The 17532-nt window shown below is 69.6% G+C and carries 19 protein-coding genes; 9 read left to right on the top strand and 10 right to left on the bottom strand.

What is annotated here, in order from left to right; translation table 11 throughout:
- Positions 1-17 precede the first annotated feature (17 nt).
- Together sucD and sucC are read right to left on the bottom strand one after the other, a co-directional pair.
- Positions 18-893: a succinate--CoA ligase subunit alpha gene (sucD, locus tag AB0B45_RS28365; protein ID WP_183650574.1), complete on the bottom strand. Its 876-nt coding sequence runs from the start codon at positions 891-893 to the stop codon at positions 18-20.
- The gene (gene sucC, locus AB0B45_RS28360) at positions 893-2074 is read right to left on the bottom strand and encodes an ADP-forming succinate--CoA ligase subunit beta (RefSeq protein ID WP_358136410.1); all 1182 of its coding nucleotides are present in this window, start codon (positions 2072-2074) and stop codon (positions 893-895) included. Before sucC ends, sucD begins: the two co-directional genes overlap by 1 nt.
- 220 nt (positions 2075-2294) lie before the next feature.
- On the opposite strand from sucC, the gene AB0B45_RS28355 reads away from it, so the two are divergent.
- The 4 genes from AB0B45_RS28355 to AB0B45_RS28340 all read left to right on the top strand — a co-directional run bounded on the left by AB0B45_RS28355 (position 2295) and on the right by AB0B45_RS28340 (position 4754).
- A complete protein-coding gene (locus AB0B45_RS28355; protein ID WP_358136408.1) occupies positions 2295-3116 on the top strand; it encodes a hypothetical protein in 822 nt (273 codons plus the stop codon).
- A gap of 139 nt (positions 3117-3255) precedes the next feature.
- The gene (locus tag AB0B45_RS28350; protein WP_358136405.1) at positions 3256-3645 is read left to right on the top strand and encodes a hypothetical protein; all 390 of its coding nucleotides are present in this window, start codon (positions 3256-3258) and stop codon (positions 3643-3645) included.
- A gap of 37 nt (positions 3646-3682) precedes the next feature.
- On the top strand, positions 3683-4516 hold the full coding sequence (locus AB0B45_RS28345) for a hypothetical protein (protein WP_358136402.1): 834 nt from the start codon (positions 3683-3685) through the stop codon (positions 4514-4516).
- Positions 4517-4580: 64 nt separating this feature from the next.
- On the top strand, positions 4581-4754 hold the full coding sequence (locus AB0B45_RS28340; protein WP_358136399.1) for a hypothetical protein: 174 nt from the start codon (positions 4581-4583) through the stop codon (positions 4752-4754).
- Between the two features lie 91 nt (positions 4755-4845).
- On the opposite strand, the gene pcrA is transcribed toward AB0B45_RS28340, so the two are convergent.
- A complete protein-coding gene (pcrA, locus tag AB0B45_RS28335; protein WP_358136805.1) occupies positions 4846-7065 on the bottom strand; it encodes a DNA helicase PcrA in 2220 nt (739 codons plus the stop codon).
- Between the two features lie 127 nt (positions 7066-7192).
- On the opposite strand from pcrA, the gene AB0B45_RS28330 reads away from it, so the two are divergent.
- Together AB0B45_RS28330 and AB0B45_RS28325 are read left to right on the top strand one after the other, a co-directional pair.
- Complete coding sequence (locus AB0B45_RS28330; protein ID WP_358136397.1) at positions 7193-7894, top strand: PIG-L deacetylase family protein; 702 nt, start codon at positions 7193-7195, stop codon at positions 7892-7894.
- Positions 7895-7957: 63 nt separating this feature from the next.
- Positions 7958-8704, top strand: coding sequence for an ABC transporter permease (locus AB0B45_RS28325; protein WP_358136394.1), 747 nt, complete (start codon positions 7958-7960; stop codon positions 8702-8704).
- On the opposite strand, the gene AB0B45_RS28320 is transcribed toward AB0B45_RS28325, so the two are convergent.
- From AB0B45_RS28320 to AB0B45_RS28290, 7 genes are all read right to left on the bottom strand, one after another.
- Positions 8646-9326, bottom strand: coding sequence for a CPBP family intramembrane glutamic endopeptidase (locus AB0B45_RS28320; protein ID WP_358136392.1), 681 nt, complete (start codon positions 9324-9326; stop codon positions 8646-8648). The two genes, AB0B45_RS28325 and AB0B45_RS28320, sit on opposite strands and share 59 nt — an antisense overlap.
- Before the next feature lie 9 nt (positions 9327-9335).
- Positions 9336-9599: a WhiB family transcriptional regulator gene (locus AB0B45_RS28315; RefSeq protein ID WP_358136389.1), complete on the bottom strand. Its 264-nt coding sequence runs from the start codon at positions 9597-9599 to the stop codon at positions 9336-9338.
- A gap of 62 nt (positions 9600-9661) precedes the next feature.
- Positions 9662-10306 (bottom strand): neutral zinc metallopeptidase, encoded by a 645-nt coding sequence (locus AB0B45_RS28310; protein ID WP_358136386.1) that lies wholly within the window; start codon positions 10304-10306, stop codon positions 9662-9664.
- 124 nt (positions 10307-10430) lie between these two features.
- Positions 10431-11801 carry a glutamate--cysteine ligase gene (locus AB0B45_RS28305; protein ID WP_358136384.1) on the bottom strand — a complete coding sequence of 457 codons (1371 nt, stop codon included), beginning with the start codon at positions 11799-11801 and terminating at the stop codon, positions 10431-10433.
- A gap of 113 nt (positions 11802-11914) precedes the next feature.
- Positions 11915-13051: an FAD-dependent monooxygenase gene (locus AB0B45_RS28300; RefSeq protein ID WP_358136381.1), complete on the bottom strand. Its 1137-nt coding sequence runs from the start codon at positions 13049-13051 to the stop codon at positions 11915-11917.
- A 57-nt stretch (positions 13052-13108) separates the two neighbouring features.
- On the bottom strand, positions 13109-13741 hold the full coding sequence (locus AB0B45_RS28295; RefSeq protein ID WP_358136379.1) for a response regulator transcription factor: 633 nt from the start codon (positions 13739-13741) through the stop codon (positions 13109-13111).
- Entirely contained in the window at positions 13738-14940 is a 1203-nt protein-coding gene (locus AB0B45_RS28290) for a PspC domain-containing protein (protein WP_358136376.1), read from the bottom strand. Before AB0B45_RS28290 ends, AB0B45_RS28295 begins: the two co-directional genes overlap by 4 nt.
- A gap of 125 nt (positions 14941-15065) precedes the next feature.
- On the opposite strand from AB0B45_RS28290, the gene AB0B45_RS28285 reads away from it, so the two are divergent.
- The 3 genes from AB0B45_RS28285 (at position 15066) to AB0B45_RS28275 (ending at position 17487) form a co-directional block, all read left to right on the top strand.
- Complete coding sequence (locus tag AB0B45_RS28285) at positions 15066-16685, top strand: PspC domain-containing protein (RefSeq protein ID WP_358136373.1); 1620 nt, start codon at positions 15066-15068, stop codon at positions 16683-16685.
- A complete protein-coding gene (locus tag AB0B45_RS28280) occupies positions 16675-16881 on the top strand; it encodes a hypothetical protein (RefSeq protein ID WP_358136372.1) in 207 nt (68 codons plus the stop codon). Before AB0B45_RS28285 ends, AB0B45_RS28280 begins: the two co-directional genes overlap by 11 nt.
- A gap of 138 nt (positions 16882-17019) precedes the next feature.
- The gene (locus AB0B45_RS28275; protein ID WP_358136369.1) at positions 17020-17487 is read left to right on the top strand and encodes a (2Fe-2S)-binding protein; all 468 of its coding nucleotides are present in this window, start codon (positions 17020-17022) and stop codon (positions 17485-17487) included.
- Positions 17488-17532 lie beyond the last annotated feature (45 nt).

Below are 17532 nucleotides of genomic sequence, written 5' to 3'. Positions count from 1 at the left end.
GTCCCGCCGAGACGGGACTAGCGGGACTGCATGATCTCGCGCATCAGGCGGGCGGTCTCGGAGGGCGTCTTGCCGACGCGGACGCCGACCTTCTCCAGCGCCTCCTTCTTCGCCTGCGCGGTGCCGGCCGAGCCGGACACGATCGCGCCCGCGTGACCCATCGTCTTGCCCTCGGGGGCGGTGAAGCCCGCCACGTAGGCCACGACCGGCTTGGTCACGTGCTGCTCGATGTAGGCCGCGGCCCGCTCCTCGGCGTCGCCGCCGATCTCGCCGATCATCACGATCGCGTCGGTGCCCGGGTCCTCCTGGAAGGCCTGGAGCGCGTCGATGTGCGTCGTGCCGATGACGGGGTCGCCACCGATGCCGACGGCGGTCGAGAAGCCGAAGTCACGCAGCTCGTACATGAGCTGGTAGGTCAGCGTGCCCGACTTCGACACCAGGCCGATGCGGCCCGCGGTGGTGATGTCGGCCGGGATGATGCCCGCGTTCGACGCGCCGGGCGAGGCGATGCCGGGGCAGTTCGGGCCGATGATGCGGGTCTTGTTGCCCTTGGAGACCGCGTAGGCCCAGAACGCCGTCGTGTCGTGGACCGGCACGCCCTCGGTGATGACCACGCAGAGCGGGATGCCCGCGTCGATCGCCTCGATGACCGCGTCCTTGGTGAAGGCCGGAGGCACGAAGACGACGGAGACGTCGGCTCCGGTCTGCTCCATGGCCTCCTTGACGGTGCCGAAGACCGGCAGGCCCTCGTGCACGGTGCCGGCCTTGCGGGCGTTGACGCCGCCCACGACGCGGGCGCCGGAGGCGAGCATGCGGCGGGTGTGCTTGGTGCCCTCACCGCCGGTCATGCCCTGAACAATGATCTTGCTGTTCTCGGTCAGCCAGATTGCCATTACGCACCTACCGCAGCGAGCTCGGCGGCGCGCTTGGCCGCGTCGTCCATCGTGTCAACCAGCTCGACGCCCTTGAGCGCGGCGTCGTGCAGGATCTGGCGCCCGAGCAGGGCGTTGTTGCCGTCCAGGCGGACGACCAGGGGGCGGGTCACGGCCTCGCCGCGCTCCTCCAGCAGCTTGAACGCCGAGACGATGCCGTTGGCGACCGCGTCGCAGGCGGTGATACCGCCGAAGACGTTCACGAAGATCGACTTCACGGCGGGGTCGGAGATGATGATCTCCAGGCCCGCGGCCATGACCTCGGCGCTGGCGCCGCCGCCGATGTCGAGGAAGTTGGCGGGCTTGGGCCGGCCAGGGAAGGCCTCGCCCGCGTAGGCGACGACGTCGAGGGTCGACATGACCAGGCCCGCGCCGTTGCCGATGATGCCGACGTTGCCGTCGAGCTTGACGTAGTTGAGGTCCTTCTCCTTGGCCGCGGCCTCGAGCGGGTCCTCGGCGGCCTTGTCGGCGAACTTCTCGTGGTCCGCCTGACGGAAGGTCGCGTTCTCGTCGAGCGTGACCTTGCCGTCGAGGGCCTTCACCTGGCCGTCGGCCGACAGGATCATCGGGTTGACCTCGACGAGCGAGGCGTCCTCGTCGACGAAGCAGCACCACAGCTTCTCGATGAGCTCGGCCGCGCCGTCCAGGGACTGCTCGGGCAGCCCGCCGGCGACGGCGATCTCGCGCGCCTTGGCGCGGTCGACGCCGGTCATCGCGGAGACCGGCACCTTGGCGACCTTGTCGGGTGCGCTGTGGGCGACCTCTTCGATGTCCATGCCGCCGGCGGCGGAGCAGATCGCGAGGAAGGTACGGTTCGCACGGTCGAGCAGGAAGGAGAAGTAGTACTCCTCCGCGATCGCGCTGGCCTCCTCCACGAGCACCTTGTGGACCGTGTGGCCCTTGATGTCCATGCCGAGGATGTCGGTGGCCTTCGCGACGGCGTCCGCCGCGTCATCGGCGACCTTGACGCCGCCGGCCTTGCCACGACCCCCGGTCTTGACCTGGGCCTTGACGACAACACGGCCGGTCAGCTGCTCGGCAGCCGCACGCACCTCCTCCACGGTGTGCGCGACGATGCCGCGTGGCACCGGGATGCCGTAGTCCGCGAAGAGCTCCTTCGCCTGATGTTCGAACAGGTCCACGAGGGTCCGTCCTTGCTATTCGACTGATGTTCGACGGCCCGGGCCCACCCCGTGTGCCGGGCGTTTCCGCCAAGGAAGCCTAGTCCCAAGCTTGACCTGCCCAGGTCATCGGGTCATACATATCGCTTGCGAGCCATACCAATGTGCGGTAAATCGCCCGATTGTCCCCTTTAGCGATCTAGGATGTCCCGCACATCTGACCGAAGGGGCACATAAACACATGAGGCGTTTGATCGCCGCCACCGCGCTCACCGTATCCGCGGTCGCGGTCGCCACCCCCGCATTCGCGTTCTCCGCCGCGCCGAAGAACCCGGTTGAGGCGCTGAAGAAGCAGTTCGTCGCCGGCAAGGGCGTCAAGGTCTCCGAGACCACCACCATGCTCACGGACGGCAAGCCCTCCGGCGGCGTCGGCCGCATGACCGGCGTGCTCGCGTTCGGCAAGTCGGGCGTCGTCGCGTCCGACCTGACCCGCCGTACCAAGGGCCCGAAGGTCAAGGCCGACGACGAGTTCGCCGCCCTGTTCAGCCCCACCAGGTACATCAGCGTCAAGGGCCAGACGTACGCCAAGGGCGGCCTCTACTCCCGCGACCTGCCCGAGGGCAAGAAGTGGGTGCGCGTCGAGGGCGCTCCCGACGCCACCATGTCCAGCAGCCAGCTGATCAACATCTTCGACGCCTCGGTGCTGAAGACCGTCCTCAAGGGCGCCAAGAACGCCAACGGCGGCGTCTACAAGGGCGCGATCAGCCTCAGCGACCTCAGCAAGGCCTCCGGCGGCTCCTCGCTGCCCGGCAAGATGGGCAAGGTCAAGGTCGCCTACGCGATCACCCTGAACTCGAAGCAGCTCGTGACCAGGGTGACCACCGTGGCGAAGCTGGACTTCGGGCTACTGGGCGTCATGAGCATGACCGCCGACACCCGGTACAGCGACTGGGGCTCCAAGGTCACCATCACCGCTCCGCCGGAGGAGGAGGTCGTCGACGCGGCCGACCTCGACACCGAGGTTCCCGAGCTGCCCAGCGTCCTCACCGAGGCCGCCGGCTAACTTTCCCCGTCAGCCCGGCGCCCCCATCCCGGTGCGCCGGGCTGCTTCCTGCCCCGGAAGTACTGGCCTGCACCGAAATTTCACAATCTGTGCGCATCGCCTCCCTCCTTTTGTGATCTTCGGTTGGCAGGCTCGCCGCATGCTCGTCTTGTCGATCCTGACGGCGGCCGCCCTGGTCGCCCCGCCCTCCCGCCGCGGGCGCGTGATCGAGGGAAGCACGCCGTACGGGAGGCTCGTCGCCGTGTCGCCGTCGTTCCGGCGGGACTTCGAGGACCTGGTGAACATGGCCCCGCACCTGCGTCTCCGTTGGGCGCTCCACCTGGACTCCAGGGGGCTGGTCCAGCGGTTCACCAGCACCGCCCGGCTGGGCAGGGACGAGTTCGTCAAGGCGGATCTGAGATTCACCGGCTGGGGCTCGCGAGCCGCCGTCACCGCGCCACCCGCCGGCCAGGTGATCGACGAGTCGGAGCTCGACGACACGCTGCCCGGAAAGCCCACTTCGCGAGACAGCCTCGTGATCTCCAGGTGAAAAGATCTTTCCCCCCTCTAGAAGGACACGTACACGTATGAAGCGAACCATCATCGGCCTCGCCTTGACGACAGGCGTCGCGTTGATCACCGCCGTTCCGGCTCAGGCGGCGGCGCCCAAGGCCGACCCGGTCAAGGCGCTCAAGTCCCAGTACGTCGCGGGCAAGGGCGTCAAGACCTCCTCCACCATCCGGATGTCGATCTCGGGCGACCCGATCATCACCACCCGTGAGAGCGGTGTCTCCGAGTTCGGCACGTCGGGGGTCGCCGCCTCCGACAAGACCATGAAGTTCAGCATCAGCCCGATCGTCGCCTCGGCGCTCGACGACGAGGAGGAGGGCCAGGCACTCAAGGACCTGGTGCGCACTCCCACGCGCCAGATCGACATCAAGCGCTGGAGCTACCTCTCGGGCGGGCTCGTGGCCGGCTCGCTGCCCGAGGGCAAGACCTGGGTGCGCGGTCCGAGGGTGAACGCCAGTCCGCTGGGCCCCGAGGTCGACCTGTTCACCCCTGGCACGCTCAAGGCCCTGCTCGCCAGCGCCTCCTCCGTCAAGAACGGCGTCGCCAAGGGCACCATCAAGGTGGGCCACCTCCCCAGCAGGCCTGCCGGCTTCAAGGCCAGCCAGAAGCTCACCTGGGCGCTCTGGTTCGACGGCAAGGGCCTCGTGAGCCGGTTCACCACCAAGATCTCGCTTCCCGCGGGCCGCGGCGAGAAGCTGGACTTCACCGCCGACAGCAGGTTCAGCGGCTGGGGTTCCAAGGTCAAGGTCACCGAGCCGGCCGCCGAGACGTGGGTCGACGCCAAGGACCTCGACAAGGGGATCCCCACCGTTCCCGGCATGCCCGAGGCGCTCACCGAGGTGGGCAAGTGAGGCGTGTCATCGCCGGCCTCGCGCTGACCACCGGCGCCGCCCTGACAGGCCCTTCCCGTCGAACGTGAGCGTCCAGGAGACGCTGCCCGACGCCGACGGCGTCTCGGTGAAGACCGAGACGCGGGTCAGCCGCTGGGGTTCGATCAAGGTCACGCCGCCGGCCGGCGGGGTTTACGACTCCGACGCGCTCGGCGAGGCGGTCCCCATCCCTGACCCGATCGCCGAGGCGAACAAGTAGGTGAACGACACGAACGGCGGCCCATGACAGGCCGCCGTTCGTCCGTCCGAGTTCGGCTCCCCCGAGAAACGCGTGGGGCCCGACGACCCGGCTAGAGCTTCTCCAGGGGTGCGTAGGCGAGCAGGAGCGTCTTCTCGCCGCCGCTGCCGAAGTCGATCTTCACCTTGGTCTTCTCCGCCATGCCGTCGACGGACACCACGGTGCCCAGGCCGAAGGCGTCGTGGGTGACCCGGTCACCGGGCGCCAGGGACGGCATCGGCTTTCCTCCGGTCTTCTTCGCCGGGGCGGGGCTCTCCCTGCGGGCCGTGGCCGCGGTCCACGCCGACTTCTCCGGGTCGCTGCGCCACTCGATGAGCGTGGCGGGCACCTCGTTGACGAAGCGCGAGGCGGGGTTGAACGACGGGGAACCCCACGAACTGCGCACCGCCGCCCGCGTGATGTAGAGGCGCTGCTCGGCACGCGTGATGCCCACATAGGCCAGGCGCCGCTCCTCCTCCAGCTCCTTCGGCTCGCCGAGCGAGCGGATGTGGGGGAAGACGCCGTCCTCCATCGCGGTGAGGAAGACGACGGGGAACTCCAGGCCCTTGGCGGTGTGGAGGGTCATGAGCGTCACCACACCCTGGCCGCCGTCGCCCTCGGGGATCTGGTCGGCGTCGGCCACCAGCGAGACCTGCTCGAGGAACTCCACCAGCGTGCCCTCGGGGTTGGCCTCCTCGAACTCGGAGGCGACCGAGATCAGCTCGTTGAGGTTCTCCAGGCGCGACTCGTCCTGCGGGTCCTCTGAGGCCTCCAGCTCGGCGCGGTAGCCGGTCGACACCAGGATCTCCTCGGCCAGCGCCGAGGGGGGCATCCCCTCGCCCTTGCCGATGAGGTCCTCGATCAGGGCGACGAACTCGCGGATGGCGTTGAGCGACCTGGTCGCCATGCCGTACGCCTCGTCGGCCCTGCGCAGCGCGTCCCAGAAGGAGATGCGCTCGCGCGAGGACAGCGCCTCGATCAGCGCCTCCGCGCGGTCGCCGATGCCGCGCTTGGGCACGTTGAGTATGCGGCGCAGGGAGACCACGTCGTTGGGATTGGCCAGCACCCGCAGGTAGGCCAGCAGGTCCTTGACCTCCTTGCGCTCGTAGAAGCGCACACCCCCGACCACCTTGTACGGCAGGCCGGTGCGGATGAAGATCTCCTCGAACACACGGGAGGCCGCGTTGGTCCGGTAGAAGACCGCCACGTCGCCTGGCCGCACCCCCTCCTCGTCGGTGAGCTTGTCGACCTCCTGGGCGACGAACATGGCCTCGTCGTGCTCGTTGTCGGCCACGTAGCCGACGATCTTCGGCCCGTCGCCCTGGTCCGACCACAGGTTCTTCGGCTTGCGCGACTCGTTGCGCGCGATGACCGAGTTGGCGGCGGCCAGGATGTTCTGGGTGGAGCGGTAGTTCTGCTCCAGCAGGATCGTGCGCGCGTCGGGGTAGTCGCGCTCGAACTCCAGGATGTTGCGGATCGTCGCGCCGCGGAAGGCGTAGATCGACTGGTCGGCGTCGCCGACGACGCACAGCTCGGACTGATCGGCCCCCGACCGCACGGGATCGCCGTCGACGGTGGTCAGCTGCGGCCGTCCGACCAGCTCCCTGATCAGGATGTACTGGGCGTGGTTGGTGTCCTGGTACTCGTCGACGAGCACGTGCCTGAAGCGCATCCGGTAGTGCTCGGCCACCTCGGGGAAAAGCTGGAACAGCACCACGGTGTTCATGATGATGTCGTCGAAGTCCATCGCGCCGGACTCGGTCAACTTCAGCTGGTAGGCCTTGTATGCCTGGGCCAGCACCTTCTCCAGGTGTGAGCCCGCCTTGTCGATGGCGCTCTCGTAGTCGATCAGCTCGTTCTTGAAGTTGCTGACCTGGGCGGAGAACGAGCGCGGCGGGTAGCGCTTGGGGTCGAGGTCCATCTCGCGGCAGACCATCGCCATGAGCCGCTGGGAGTCGGCCTGGTCGTAGATGGAGAAGCTGGACGGGTAGCCGAGCCGCTTGGCCTCCCTGCGCAGGATGCGCATGCAGGCGCTGTGGAAGGTCATCACCCACATGGCCTTGGAGCGCGGGCCGATCAGCCGGTCGATGCGCTCCTTCATCTCCTTGGCGGCCTTGTTGGTGAAGGTGATCGCCAGGATCTCGCCCGGGTGGACGTGGCGCTCGGCCAGCAGGTAGGCGATGCGATGGGTGAGCACCCGAGTCTTGCCTGACCCCGCCCCCGCGACGATGAGCAGGGGGCTGCCGTGATGGATCACGGCCTCGCGCTGCTGCGGGTTGAGGCCGTCGAGCAAGGGGTGGTCAACAGAGACTTGGGTGGGCACGGACCTAGGGTAAAGCGCGCCACCGACAAACGCGTCAAGGAATGCGCCGCCGCTCTCCAAGGTTGCCAGATTGGATCCCCCTTCCGAAGGAGAGAACATGGAGATCACCCGCGTCCTTGTGGTGACCGCACACCCCGACGACGTCGACTTCGGCGCGGCGGGCACGATCGCCCAGTTCGTCGACAAGGGCATCGAGGTGACCTACCTGCTCGTGACCTCGGGGGACGCCGGTGGCCACGAGCGCGAGCTCGACGGCGAGGGCATGGCCGAGCTGCGCAGGGCCGAGCAGTCCGCGGCCGCCAAGGCGGTCGGCGTCACCGACGTGCGCTTCCTGTCCGGCTACCACGACGGCAGGGTCGAGCCCACGATCGAGCTGCGCCGCGACATCGCAGGCGTGATCCGCCAGGTGCGCCCCGACGTGGTGATCACGAGCACGCCCGAGCGCAACTACCAGTTCATCGGCCCCAGCCACCCCGACCACCGCGCGGTCGGCGGCGCCACGCTCGACGCCGTCTACCCCGACGCGCGCAACCCCTACGCCTACGCCGAGCTGGCCGACCTCGAGCCGTGGACGGTCGGCGAGGTGTGGTTGATCGGCGGCATGAGCCCCAACCACTGGGTGGACATCACCGACACCATGGACCGCAAGATCACCGCGCTGTCCGCGCACGTGAGCCAGGTCGGGCACCGCGAGGGCTTCGAGGAGTTCGTCCGCGAGCGCTGGGCGGGCATCGCGCTGAAGGGTGGTCTGGGCGAGGGCCGCTACGCCGAGGCCTTCCAGGTGGTCCCCACCGCCTGACCCGGCCCGCGCGTCCGAGCGGCATGACGCGGAAGTGCCGCCGGTCCCAGGTAGAAACCTTGCATGGGACTCACGCTCACCCCCGCGCTCGCCGTCGTCGTCGTCCTGCTCGCCGTGGGCGGGGCCGCCGTGGCGGGGCTGGGCGGGCTCGGCCACGCCCGCGCCATCCTCACCGCGAGCCTTCGCGCCGCCGTCCAGCTGGGCGCCGTCTCCCTGGTGATCGCCTGGGTGGTCGGCACACCGCCCGCGATCGCCGCCTTCGTGCTGGTCATGTACGGCGTGGCCACCGTCACCGCGGGCCGCCGCATCGCCAAGGACCGCCCGTGGCCGGCCGCCGTCCCCATCGCCGCGGGCACCCTCCCCGTCCTGGTCGCGCTGTTCGGCACCGGCGTGGCCCCCATGCGCGGCGTCACCGTCATCCCGATCGCCGGGATCCTGCTCGGCGGCTGCCTCACCGCCACCGCCATGGCGGGCAGGCGCGCCCTCGACGAGCTGCGCCAGCGCAAGGGCGAAGTCGAGGCCGCGCTGTCGCTCGGCTTCCTCGACAGGGACGCCAACCTGGAGATCTGCCGCCCCGCCGCGGCGCAGGCGCTGATCCCCGCGCTCGACCAGACCAGGACCGTCGGCCTGGTCACGCTGCCGGGCGCGTTCGTGGGGATGCTGCTCGGCGGCGCGCGACCGCTCGAAGCGGGCGTGGTTCAGCTCGTCGTGCTGGTCTCGCTGCTCGCGGCGGAGGCGGTCGCCGTGCTCGTCACCGTCGAGCTGGTGGCGCGGGGGCGATTCGGGCGAACAGGTACCCCAGCGAGTTAGTGGCCAGATGCAGCAGCGAGGGCGCGAGCAGCCCCGCCCTGCGGCGCAGCTCGCAGAACAGCACGCCCGCCGCCGCCGTCGAGACCACGCTGCCCACGACGACCTTGGTCACGTCGGTGCTGCCCGAGGCCAGCTCGCCGAGCGCGGGGTTGGCGCGGGCCATCTCCATCGCGGGCAGGATGTGCCACAGCCCGAACAACGCCGACGAGACCGCCGTGGCCGTCGCGGCGCCCCGCTCGCGGCGCAGCATGCCGTACAGGGCGCCTCTGAAGCCGACCTCCTCCAGCAGGACCGTGCCGACGGGCACCTGCAGCAGCGCCGCCTCGATCACCTCGGCCTTCGACAGCGACAGCGCCCGCTCGTCGCGGAACAGCTCGCGGGTGCGCGGGATGGCGATGCCCGCGGTGTAGCCGGCGGCGACCGTGGCGGCCAGCGCGCCGCCCGCCTTGGCGCCCCGCAGCCCGCGGGTGAAGCCGATCTCCTCCCACGACAGGCCCGACCTCCTCGCCATGGCGACCAGCACGCCGGTGGCGAGCGCGGAGGTGAGGGGCGCGAGCCTGGGGGCGACGCGGTTGTTCATGATGTTGGCCGCGACGAGGACGGCGAGGGAGCGAAGCAGCACCCCTGCAGGCTATGCGCTCCGCTGCCGCCATCCGGCGGGGAAGCGCAGCCTTCTGCGCTCATCTGGAGTGAGACCACCCCAGATGCCCTCGGACTCCCCCGCCCGCAGCGCGTAGGCCCTGCACTCGGCGAGCACCTGACAACCCGAGCAGACCGCCTTGGCCTGCGACTCCTGCACCGGTGACGGCGCGGGAGGGAAGAAGAGATCGGGATCGCTGGTCCTGCAGGCTCCCCGCCGCAACCAGCTGATCTCCCGGACGTTCCCCAGTGGCATGCGTTCAAGCTAGACCGCCAGGCCGGTCACCGCATCACCCTGGAGGCGTACTTCCGCCTACCTCAGCAGGCGCCCACGCCGTTGGTGAAACCGGTCGCGAACGACTGCTGGCGCTGCTCAGCCGTGCCGTGGGCGTCGCGTCTGAACCAGTTGTCCGTGGGGTCGCCCGCCGCCTCCAGATTGAGCATCAGCTCCGTTTCGTCGCCTGGTTCCGCGCTCAGGACGTCGGCCTTCACGAGCCCGGCCAGCGCGCCGCCCGCGTAGCAGTCCGCCTGGAGCTCCCGCTGCACGTTGAGCTGGAACTCCGTCCCCAGCTGCGCCTGTACGGCATGCCCGATCTCGTGCGGAATGATCAGATAGGTGGACCCGTCGCCGAGCTCCTTCCAGAGCGCCTCCATCCAGTCCTTGTCGTAGGCGATGAAGTGGCCCTCGGAGCAGTAGAACGCGTTGTTCGGCACGGCGCGCTCCCCGCCGCACGAAGGCCCGTTCTCACCCCGGTAGGGGATGAACTTCGTCACCGGCTCGTAGGTGCGGCCGAGCGCCTGGAACTGCGCGGCCCAGAACTTCTCCGTGTAGACCTGGGCGAGCTCGACGTCCTCCTCGAAAGTGTCGCCCTTGACCTGGCTGGTGGAGGTCAGGCCTGCCTGCCCCCCGCATCCGGCCAGCACGAGGACCAGCAGGGCGGCGAGCAGGGGGCGCGCGGTCATGCCTGCATCTTGCCCAGCAGGTCGGGACATACGCCCCGGGACGGCGGATCGGGGGGCGGGGTCTGCGGGAAGATCGCGAGGGGTCGGGGGCGGGCGTTCCTTCGGGGACAGCGCGGGCCGGGGGTCAGATGTTCCAGGTGTGGGCGGGTTCGTTGCTGTGCATGCGCTCGATGTACTCCAGCGTCATCCTGCGCAGTGCCTCCCGCCGGTCACCGCCGACCGCCTCGACCGCCTCCACCTGCCACGTCGCCCCCGTCCGCCCGAGCAGGCAGCGGCCCTCGATCACCCCGAGCAGCCGGTCGGCGACGGCCCCGTCGACGCCCCACTGCGCGAGCCCCTCGGCCGCCATCGGCAGCAGCCTGCGCAGGATCAGCTCGGCCGCGGGCACCTCGCCGAGTCCCGGCCAGTACAGCCTGGCGTCGAGGCCGTGCCTGGCCGCGCTCGACAGGTTCTCCTCCGCGGCGGCGAACGACATCTGGCTCCACACGGGCCGTTCGGCGTTGGGGAGCATCCGCATGAGCCCGTAGTAGAAGGCCGCGTTGGCCGTGACGTCCAGGCAGGTGGGCCCTGCGGGCAGGACGCGGTTCTCCACCCGCAGGTGCGGGGCGTCGTCGACGACCGCGTACACCGGCCTGTTCCAGCGGTAGATGGTGCCGTTGTGCAGGGTCAGCTCGTCGAGGGAGGGGATGCGCCCCGCCGCCAGCTCCTCGCGGGGGTCCTCGTCCGAGCAGAGCGGAAGCAGCGCGGGAAAGTAGCGGACGTTCTCCTCGAACAGGTCGAAGACGCTCGTGATCCACCGCTCGCCGAACCACACGCGGGGCCGTACGCCCTGGCTCTTGAGCTCGGTGGGGCGGGTGTCGGTGGCCTGCTCGAACAGCGCGATCCTGGTCTCCCTGTGCAGCTCCTTGCCGAACAGGTAGGGCGAGTTGGCCGCGACGGCCACCTGCGGGCCCGCGATGGCCTGGGCGGCGTTCCAGTGGGCGGCGAACGCCTCGGGGCTGACCTGCAGGTGCAGCTGGACGCTGGTGCAGGCGGCCTCGGGGGTGATGCTGTCGGCGTAGGTGTCGAGCCGTTCGGTGCCCTCGATGAGCAGGTGCAGATCTTCGCCCCTGGCGGCGAAGATCTGCTCGTTGAGCAGCTTGTAGCGCGGGTTGGCCGAGAGGGTGCCCTCGTGGGTGTCCTCCTGGCGCAGGGTCGGCAGGATGCCGATCAGGACCAGGTGGCCGCCTTCGGAGCGCGCGCGTTCCTCGGCGTGGTTGAGCCTGGCGCGCACCGACTCCTCGAGGCGGAGCGCACCGTCGCCGTCCAGGCCCTGCGGCGCGACGTTGATCTCGACGTTGAACTGGCCGAGCTCGGTCGCCCAGTCGGGCTGGGCGATGGCGGCGAGGACCTCCGCGTTGCGCATCGCGGGCTCGCCGCGCTCGTCCACCAGGTTGAGCTCGATCTCCAGCCCCGCCTGCGGCCGGTCGAACTCGAAGCGCGACTCTCGCAACATCTGGGCAAAGATGTCCAGATTTCGCCGCACTTTGTCACGGTAATTCCGTCGATCGTCACGACTGAACACGATGACCGGCACGTCTCTGCCCATATCCGAAATGTCGCATGAGACTAGTAGTCCTTCAAGGTCAAGCCCCCTGCGACCTCGGCGAAGTCCTCACCGTCGAACTCCACACCGGCCCGTTCGGCCTCCATCCTCTCCTTGTTGGCGTAGGCGAGCTCCTGGTTGCGCCTGACGTACTCGCGCAGCTCCCGCTCGTATGCCGCGAACGCGGCCACGTGGTCGCCGCCGGCCGCGGCCAGCTCGCCCGCCAGGACGTAGGCCCCCACCATCGCCATGCTCGTGCCCTGCCCCGACAGCGGCGAGCCGCAGTAGCCCGCGTCGCCGAGCAGCACGACCCTGCCGCTCGACCAGCTGTCCATGTGGATCTGGGACATCGAGTCGAGGTGGAAGTCCTTGGCCTCCCACATGTGCCCGAGCAGCTCGGGCAGCACCCAGCCCGCCTCGCCCAGCCGGTCCTGCAGGATGCGCTTCTGCGCGGTGACGTCGCGGTAGTCGTAGTCGAGCGGCTCCGACTCGAACCCCATGTAGACACGCGCCTCGCTGTTGCGGCGCACGCTCATCACGCCGCCGCCCCAGTTGCCGCCCGGCACCTGGTGGAAGACCTGCCAGCGGTCGAGGCCGAGGATGTTGGGCGCGGTCCACACGGCGAGGTAGGTGCCGAGGTGACGGCTGAAGTCCCGCTCGGGGCCGAAGACCAGCCTGCGGGTGTTGGAGTGGAGCCCGTCGGCGCCCACCACGGCGTCGAACGTACGGCGCAGCCCGCTGTCGAAGGTGACGTGCGCGCCCTCGTCGTCCTGGACGATCTCCCTGATGGAGTCGCCGAAGAGGTACTCCACGTCCTGCGCCGCCCCTGCCATGATCCGGCTCAGGTCGTCGCGCAGGATCTCGATGTCGGGGCTGGACAGGTCGCCGCCGGTGAACGTGTGCTCCTCGGAGCGGTAGATCTCATTGCCCTCGGCGTCGACCATGGACATGCCACGCATGTCCACCTTGCCGGCGCGGATCTCCTCCAGCAGGCCCATCCGCTCGGCCACCTCGAGGGCGGGGCCGCGCACGTCGATCGCCTGCCCGCCGGGCCTGAGGCCCTGCGACAGTTCCACGATCGTGACGTCGAAGCCGTACTTCCTGAGCCAGAAGGCGAGGGCGGGACCACCGATGCTTGCGCCGGAAATCAGAATGTTCATGATAGGTACGGTGGCCGGAGCCGCGCACCGCTCACGCACCGGACGCTGACCGGCCGCTCAAACGAGGCGTCTGGCGGTGGCCCAGCGCGACAGCTCATGCCTGTTGGACAGCTGGAGCTTGCGCAACACCGACGACACGTGGGTCTCCACGGTCTTGACGGAGATGAACAGCTCCTTGGCGATCTCCTTGTAGGCGTAGCCGCGCGCGATGAGCCGCAGGACCTCGCGCTCGCGCTGGGTGAGCGAGTCGAGCTCGGGATCGATGGAGGGCGCCTCCGTCGAGGCGAAGGCGTCGAGCACGAAGCCCGCCAGCCGGGGGGAGAACACCGCGTCGCCGTCCGAGACGCGGCGGATGGCGTCGGTCAGCTCGCGGCCGCTGATGTTCTTGGTGACGTAGCCGCGCGCCCCTCCCCTGATCACGCCGATCACGTCCTCGGCGGCGTCGGAGACCGACAGGGCGAGGAAACGCACCTGCGAACCGGCGCCGAGCACCCTGCGCAGCACCTCCTGGCCGCCGCCGCCGGGCATGTGCACGTCGAGCAGCACCACGTCGGGCTCGAGCGTGGCGATCGCCTTCACCGCCGACTCGACGTCCTCGGCCTCGCCCACGACCTGGATCGAGTCGCCCAGCTCGGCGCGGACGCCGGAACGGAACAGCCGATGGTCATCGACGATCAGCACGCGAATCATTTGTCCACCTTCACCGTCAACATCACTTCCGTGCCCTCGCCGGGCTCGGTGCGCACCCTGGCGCTGCCGCCATGGCGCTCCATCCTTCCGATGATGGACTCCCTGATCCCCATCCGGTCCAGTGGCACCTCATCGAGATCGAAGCCCTTGCCCCGATCCTTCACGAAAATGGTGACTTCTTCACCCTCTACCTCCGCGTAGACGGAGATGACCGAGCTTTCAGAGTATTTCGCCGCGTTGACCATCGCCTGCCGCGACGCCTTGAGCATCGCCGCGAGCCTGCCGGCGGAGTCGAGCTCGGTGTCGCCCACGCAGACGACCTCGATGGGCACGCCGTGCGCGTCCTCCTCCTCCGCCGCGATCCGCCGTACGGCGGCGGCGAACGTGGCGTCGGCGTCCTGCGCCGGCTGGTACAGCCAGTTGCGCAGGTCGCGCTCCTGCGCCCGTGCCAGCCTGGTGACCTCGCGCGGGTCGTGCGCGACGCGCTGAATGAGGGTGAGGGTGTGCAGCACCGAGTCGTGGACCATCGCGGCGACCTCGGCGCGCTCCTCCTGCCTGATGCGCTCGCGCCGTTCGAGCTGGAGCTCCTTCCACAGGCCCGCCAGCCACGGCGCGGCGATGACCGCGAGGCCGCCGACCACGACGGCCGTGTAGAGCAACCCCGGCCTGGCGGCGTCCAGTTCCCCTTGGAGGGCGAGGAAGCCGATCGCGCCGACGATCACGAGGATCACGCCGAGCAGCGTGCGCACGCGGTTCTGGCGCATGCCCTTGGTGGCGCCGCTGACCCAGTTCTTACGACGTTCGGGATCGGCCTGTTGCCAGAGGATGAGCGTGCCGATGCCGCCGACGGCGAACGGCAGCATGCCGAGCCCGCCCTTGGAGGCGCCGGTCAGCCACCCGAACGCGGCCAGCGCCACGCCGATCGCGGTGAAGGCGGCGAGCTGGCTCCAGTCGCGCGCGGGGACCGGGCCCTCGGCCTGCCTGCGCGGCGTGATCATCCACAGCACGGCGTAGGCCGCGAGGCCCACGCCGTCCACCACACTGAGCAGCACGAAGCTCAGCCTGATCACGATGGGGTCCAGCTTCAGCTGGGCGGCGAGCCCCTGGGCGACGCCGCCCACCAGCCGCCCCTCCATCGGACGGGTCAGGCGGGGAAAGGGCGCGTCGTCCGTCTCGCGCAGAGTCTGTTGGTCAGCCATAACACCGCCATAGTCACACGTCGCGGTCATGCCCGACATCAGGGGAGAGCCCTGGTTCCCCTTCTCGGGGTCGCCTCAGGGGAGTCCCGGATGCGTGTCCCCGCCGCGCACGCCACGATGGTGTCATGACCGAAGCACCGCCCACTGACCAGGCAGCCCCACCTCGCGTGCTCAAGCGGAGCGGCGAGGGCAGGATGCTCACCGGTGTGTGCGCGGGGCTCGGCCGCTACACGCGGATCGACCCCGTGGTCTTCCGCGTCGGATTCGCCATGCTGGTGCTGGGGTCCGGCATCGGCCTGTTCCTCTACATCGCGGCCTTCCTGCTGATGAAGGAGTTCAACGGCCGTCCTGGATACGTCGAGCAGTGGTCGCGGCGCGACTTCGACGCCGAGACCGTGTTCGCGCTGCTGACGGGCATCGCCGGGTTCGGGCTCATCATCAACCTGGCCACGGTCTGGCTCGGCACCGGCACGCTGGTGGTGGCCACGCTGATGGCGATCGTGCTGCTGACCGCGCACGCCAGGGGGCTCGATCTGCCCGCTCTCGCGCGGTCGCTGCCCGAGCGGCTCAACCGCAGGACCGAGCCGATCGCGCCGGAGGACATCGCCTTCGACCCCGCGCCGGCCGCCTTCCACAGGGAGCCCGCTCCCGTACGGCGCGAGGCCCCGCCGACGACGGCCTTCGACACCGCGGCCTTCAGGACTCCTCCCGGAACCACCGCGCAGGCTCCCGTCACCCCGCCCGAAGCGCCCGAGGCTCCACGAGCCGCCGAAGCTCAGGAAGCCCCGGAGACGAGGGCAACGCCTGAGGCAGCGGCCCAGGAGACCTCCGCGTTCCGGGCCGCAGCCGAGCCTCCCGCGGACGAGGCGCCCGGCGAGCCGGTGGCGCCGACGAGGGTCAACGAGGTCCCGGAGGCGCCGCCGTACCGGCAGCCCTCGCCGCCACCCGGCCGGCCCGCGCCATCGGCCGGGCAGTCCGCGCCGCCGCCGAGGCAGCCCGCCTACTCCTACGGCCAGCCGTTCGCCCCGCGCGGCCCCTTCCAGCCGCTGGACCCCCGCAGGCGCGCCGGCCACTCGCCCTACGACCTGAGCCGTTACGGCGAGCAGGTCGCCACTCCGCGCCCGAGGCGACGCAGGTCGTTCACCGGCGTGGTCACCGTCCTGCTGGCATTGATCGTTGGAGGGATCGTCGTGGCGGCCCAAGCCACCTCAGGATCCACCGCCCCGAGCCTCACCGCCGTGGGCGGCGCCATGCTCATCACCATCGGCGCAGGCCTGCTGGTGGCCACCTGGCTCGGCCGCGGTGCCGGGCTCGTCGCGCTCGGCACCGTCCTGACCCTCATCATCGGCGTGAGCCTGATGCTCGGCGACATACCCAAGAAGATCGGCACCGCCAACTGGGCACCGACGAGCGTGGCCGAGGCCAGCCGTACCTATGAGGTGGGCATCGGCGACGGCACGCTGGACCTGTCGGACCTGAAGCTCACCCCGGGCGCCAGCGTGACGTTCAACGCCAAGCTGGCGGTCGGCGAGCTGGTCGTGATCGTGCCGCCGACGGCGCGGGTGGAGGTCCACGCCAAGTCGAGGGTGGGCGACATCATGATCGGCCAGTCCTTCGAGGGCGGCACCGACGTCGAGGTGGACAAGGTCCTCGAGCCGGAGACGCCGCCGAAGGGCGAGGTCCCCACCATCGTGCTGAACCTCAAGGGCGGCCTCGGCGACATGGAGGTGCGCGTTGCAGCGTGACGTGGCCCCGCGGCAGCGGCTGTTGCACAGGACCGACTGGATGGCCCTGCTCAGCGGCATCCTGTTCGTGGTTCTCGGCATCCTGTTGGTCACCGGCGTCATCGGGGACTTCGTGCTCCTGCTGTCGCTGCTGTTCGGCGGCCTGGGGCTGGCCGGCGTGGTCGCGATCGTCGCGAGGTCGATACGCCGCTCTTGACCTGGCGTTTGTTAGGCGTACGTTCCACTTATCAATGAGAAACCGCCCCCGGACCGTCGCCCTCGCTCCGAGCGGGCGCACCACGCGACGGCCCGGCCCGCGCCTTTCTCGTTGACCTCAGGAATCGAGGGAGGACGTATGCCTCGCATCGCCGTCACCGTCGACGGAATCGGCTACGAGGAGGACGTGGAGCCGCGGCTCCTCCTCGTGCACCTGCTCAGGGACCGGTTGGGCAAGACCGGCACTCCCATCGGGTGCGACACAAGCAACTGCGGCGCCTGCACCGTCATGCTCGACGGCAAGAGCGTGAAGAGCTGTTCCGTGCTCGCCGTACAGGCGGACGGCGGCGACGTGGTCACCATCGAGGGCCTGGCCGCCAACGGCACCATGCACCCGATGCAGCAGGCCTTCCACGAGGAGCACGCCCTGCAGTGCGGCTACTGCACCCCTGGCATGGTCATCGCCGCGATCGATCTGCTCAGGCAGAACCCGGACCCGTCGGAGGAGGCCATCAGGGAAGGCCTTGAGGGCAACCTCTGCAGGTGCACGGGCTACTGCAACATCGTCAGAGCGGTACGACGAGGCGCGGCGGTGAAGACACCATGACCGAAGAACTCGACGCGGGCCTGGTGGCCCAGCAGGTGGCCGAGA

The organism is Nonomuraea sp. NPDC049152 (assembly GCF_040648355.1).
Lineage (GTDB): Bacteria > Actinomycetota > Actinomycetes > Streptosporangiales > Streptosporangiaceae > Nonomuraea.
This window is presented reverse-complemented; position numbering and strand designations above follow the sequence as displayed.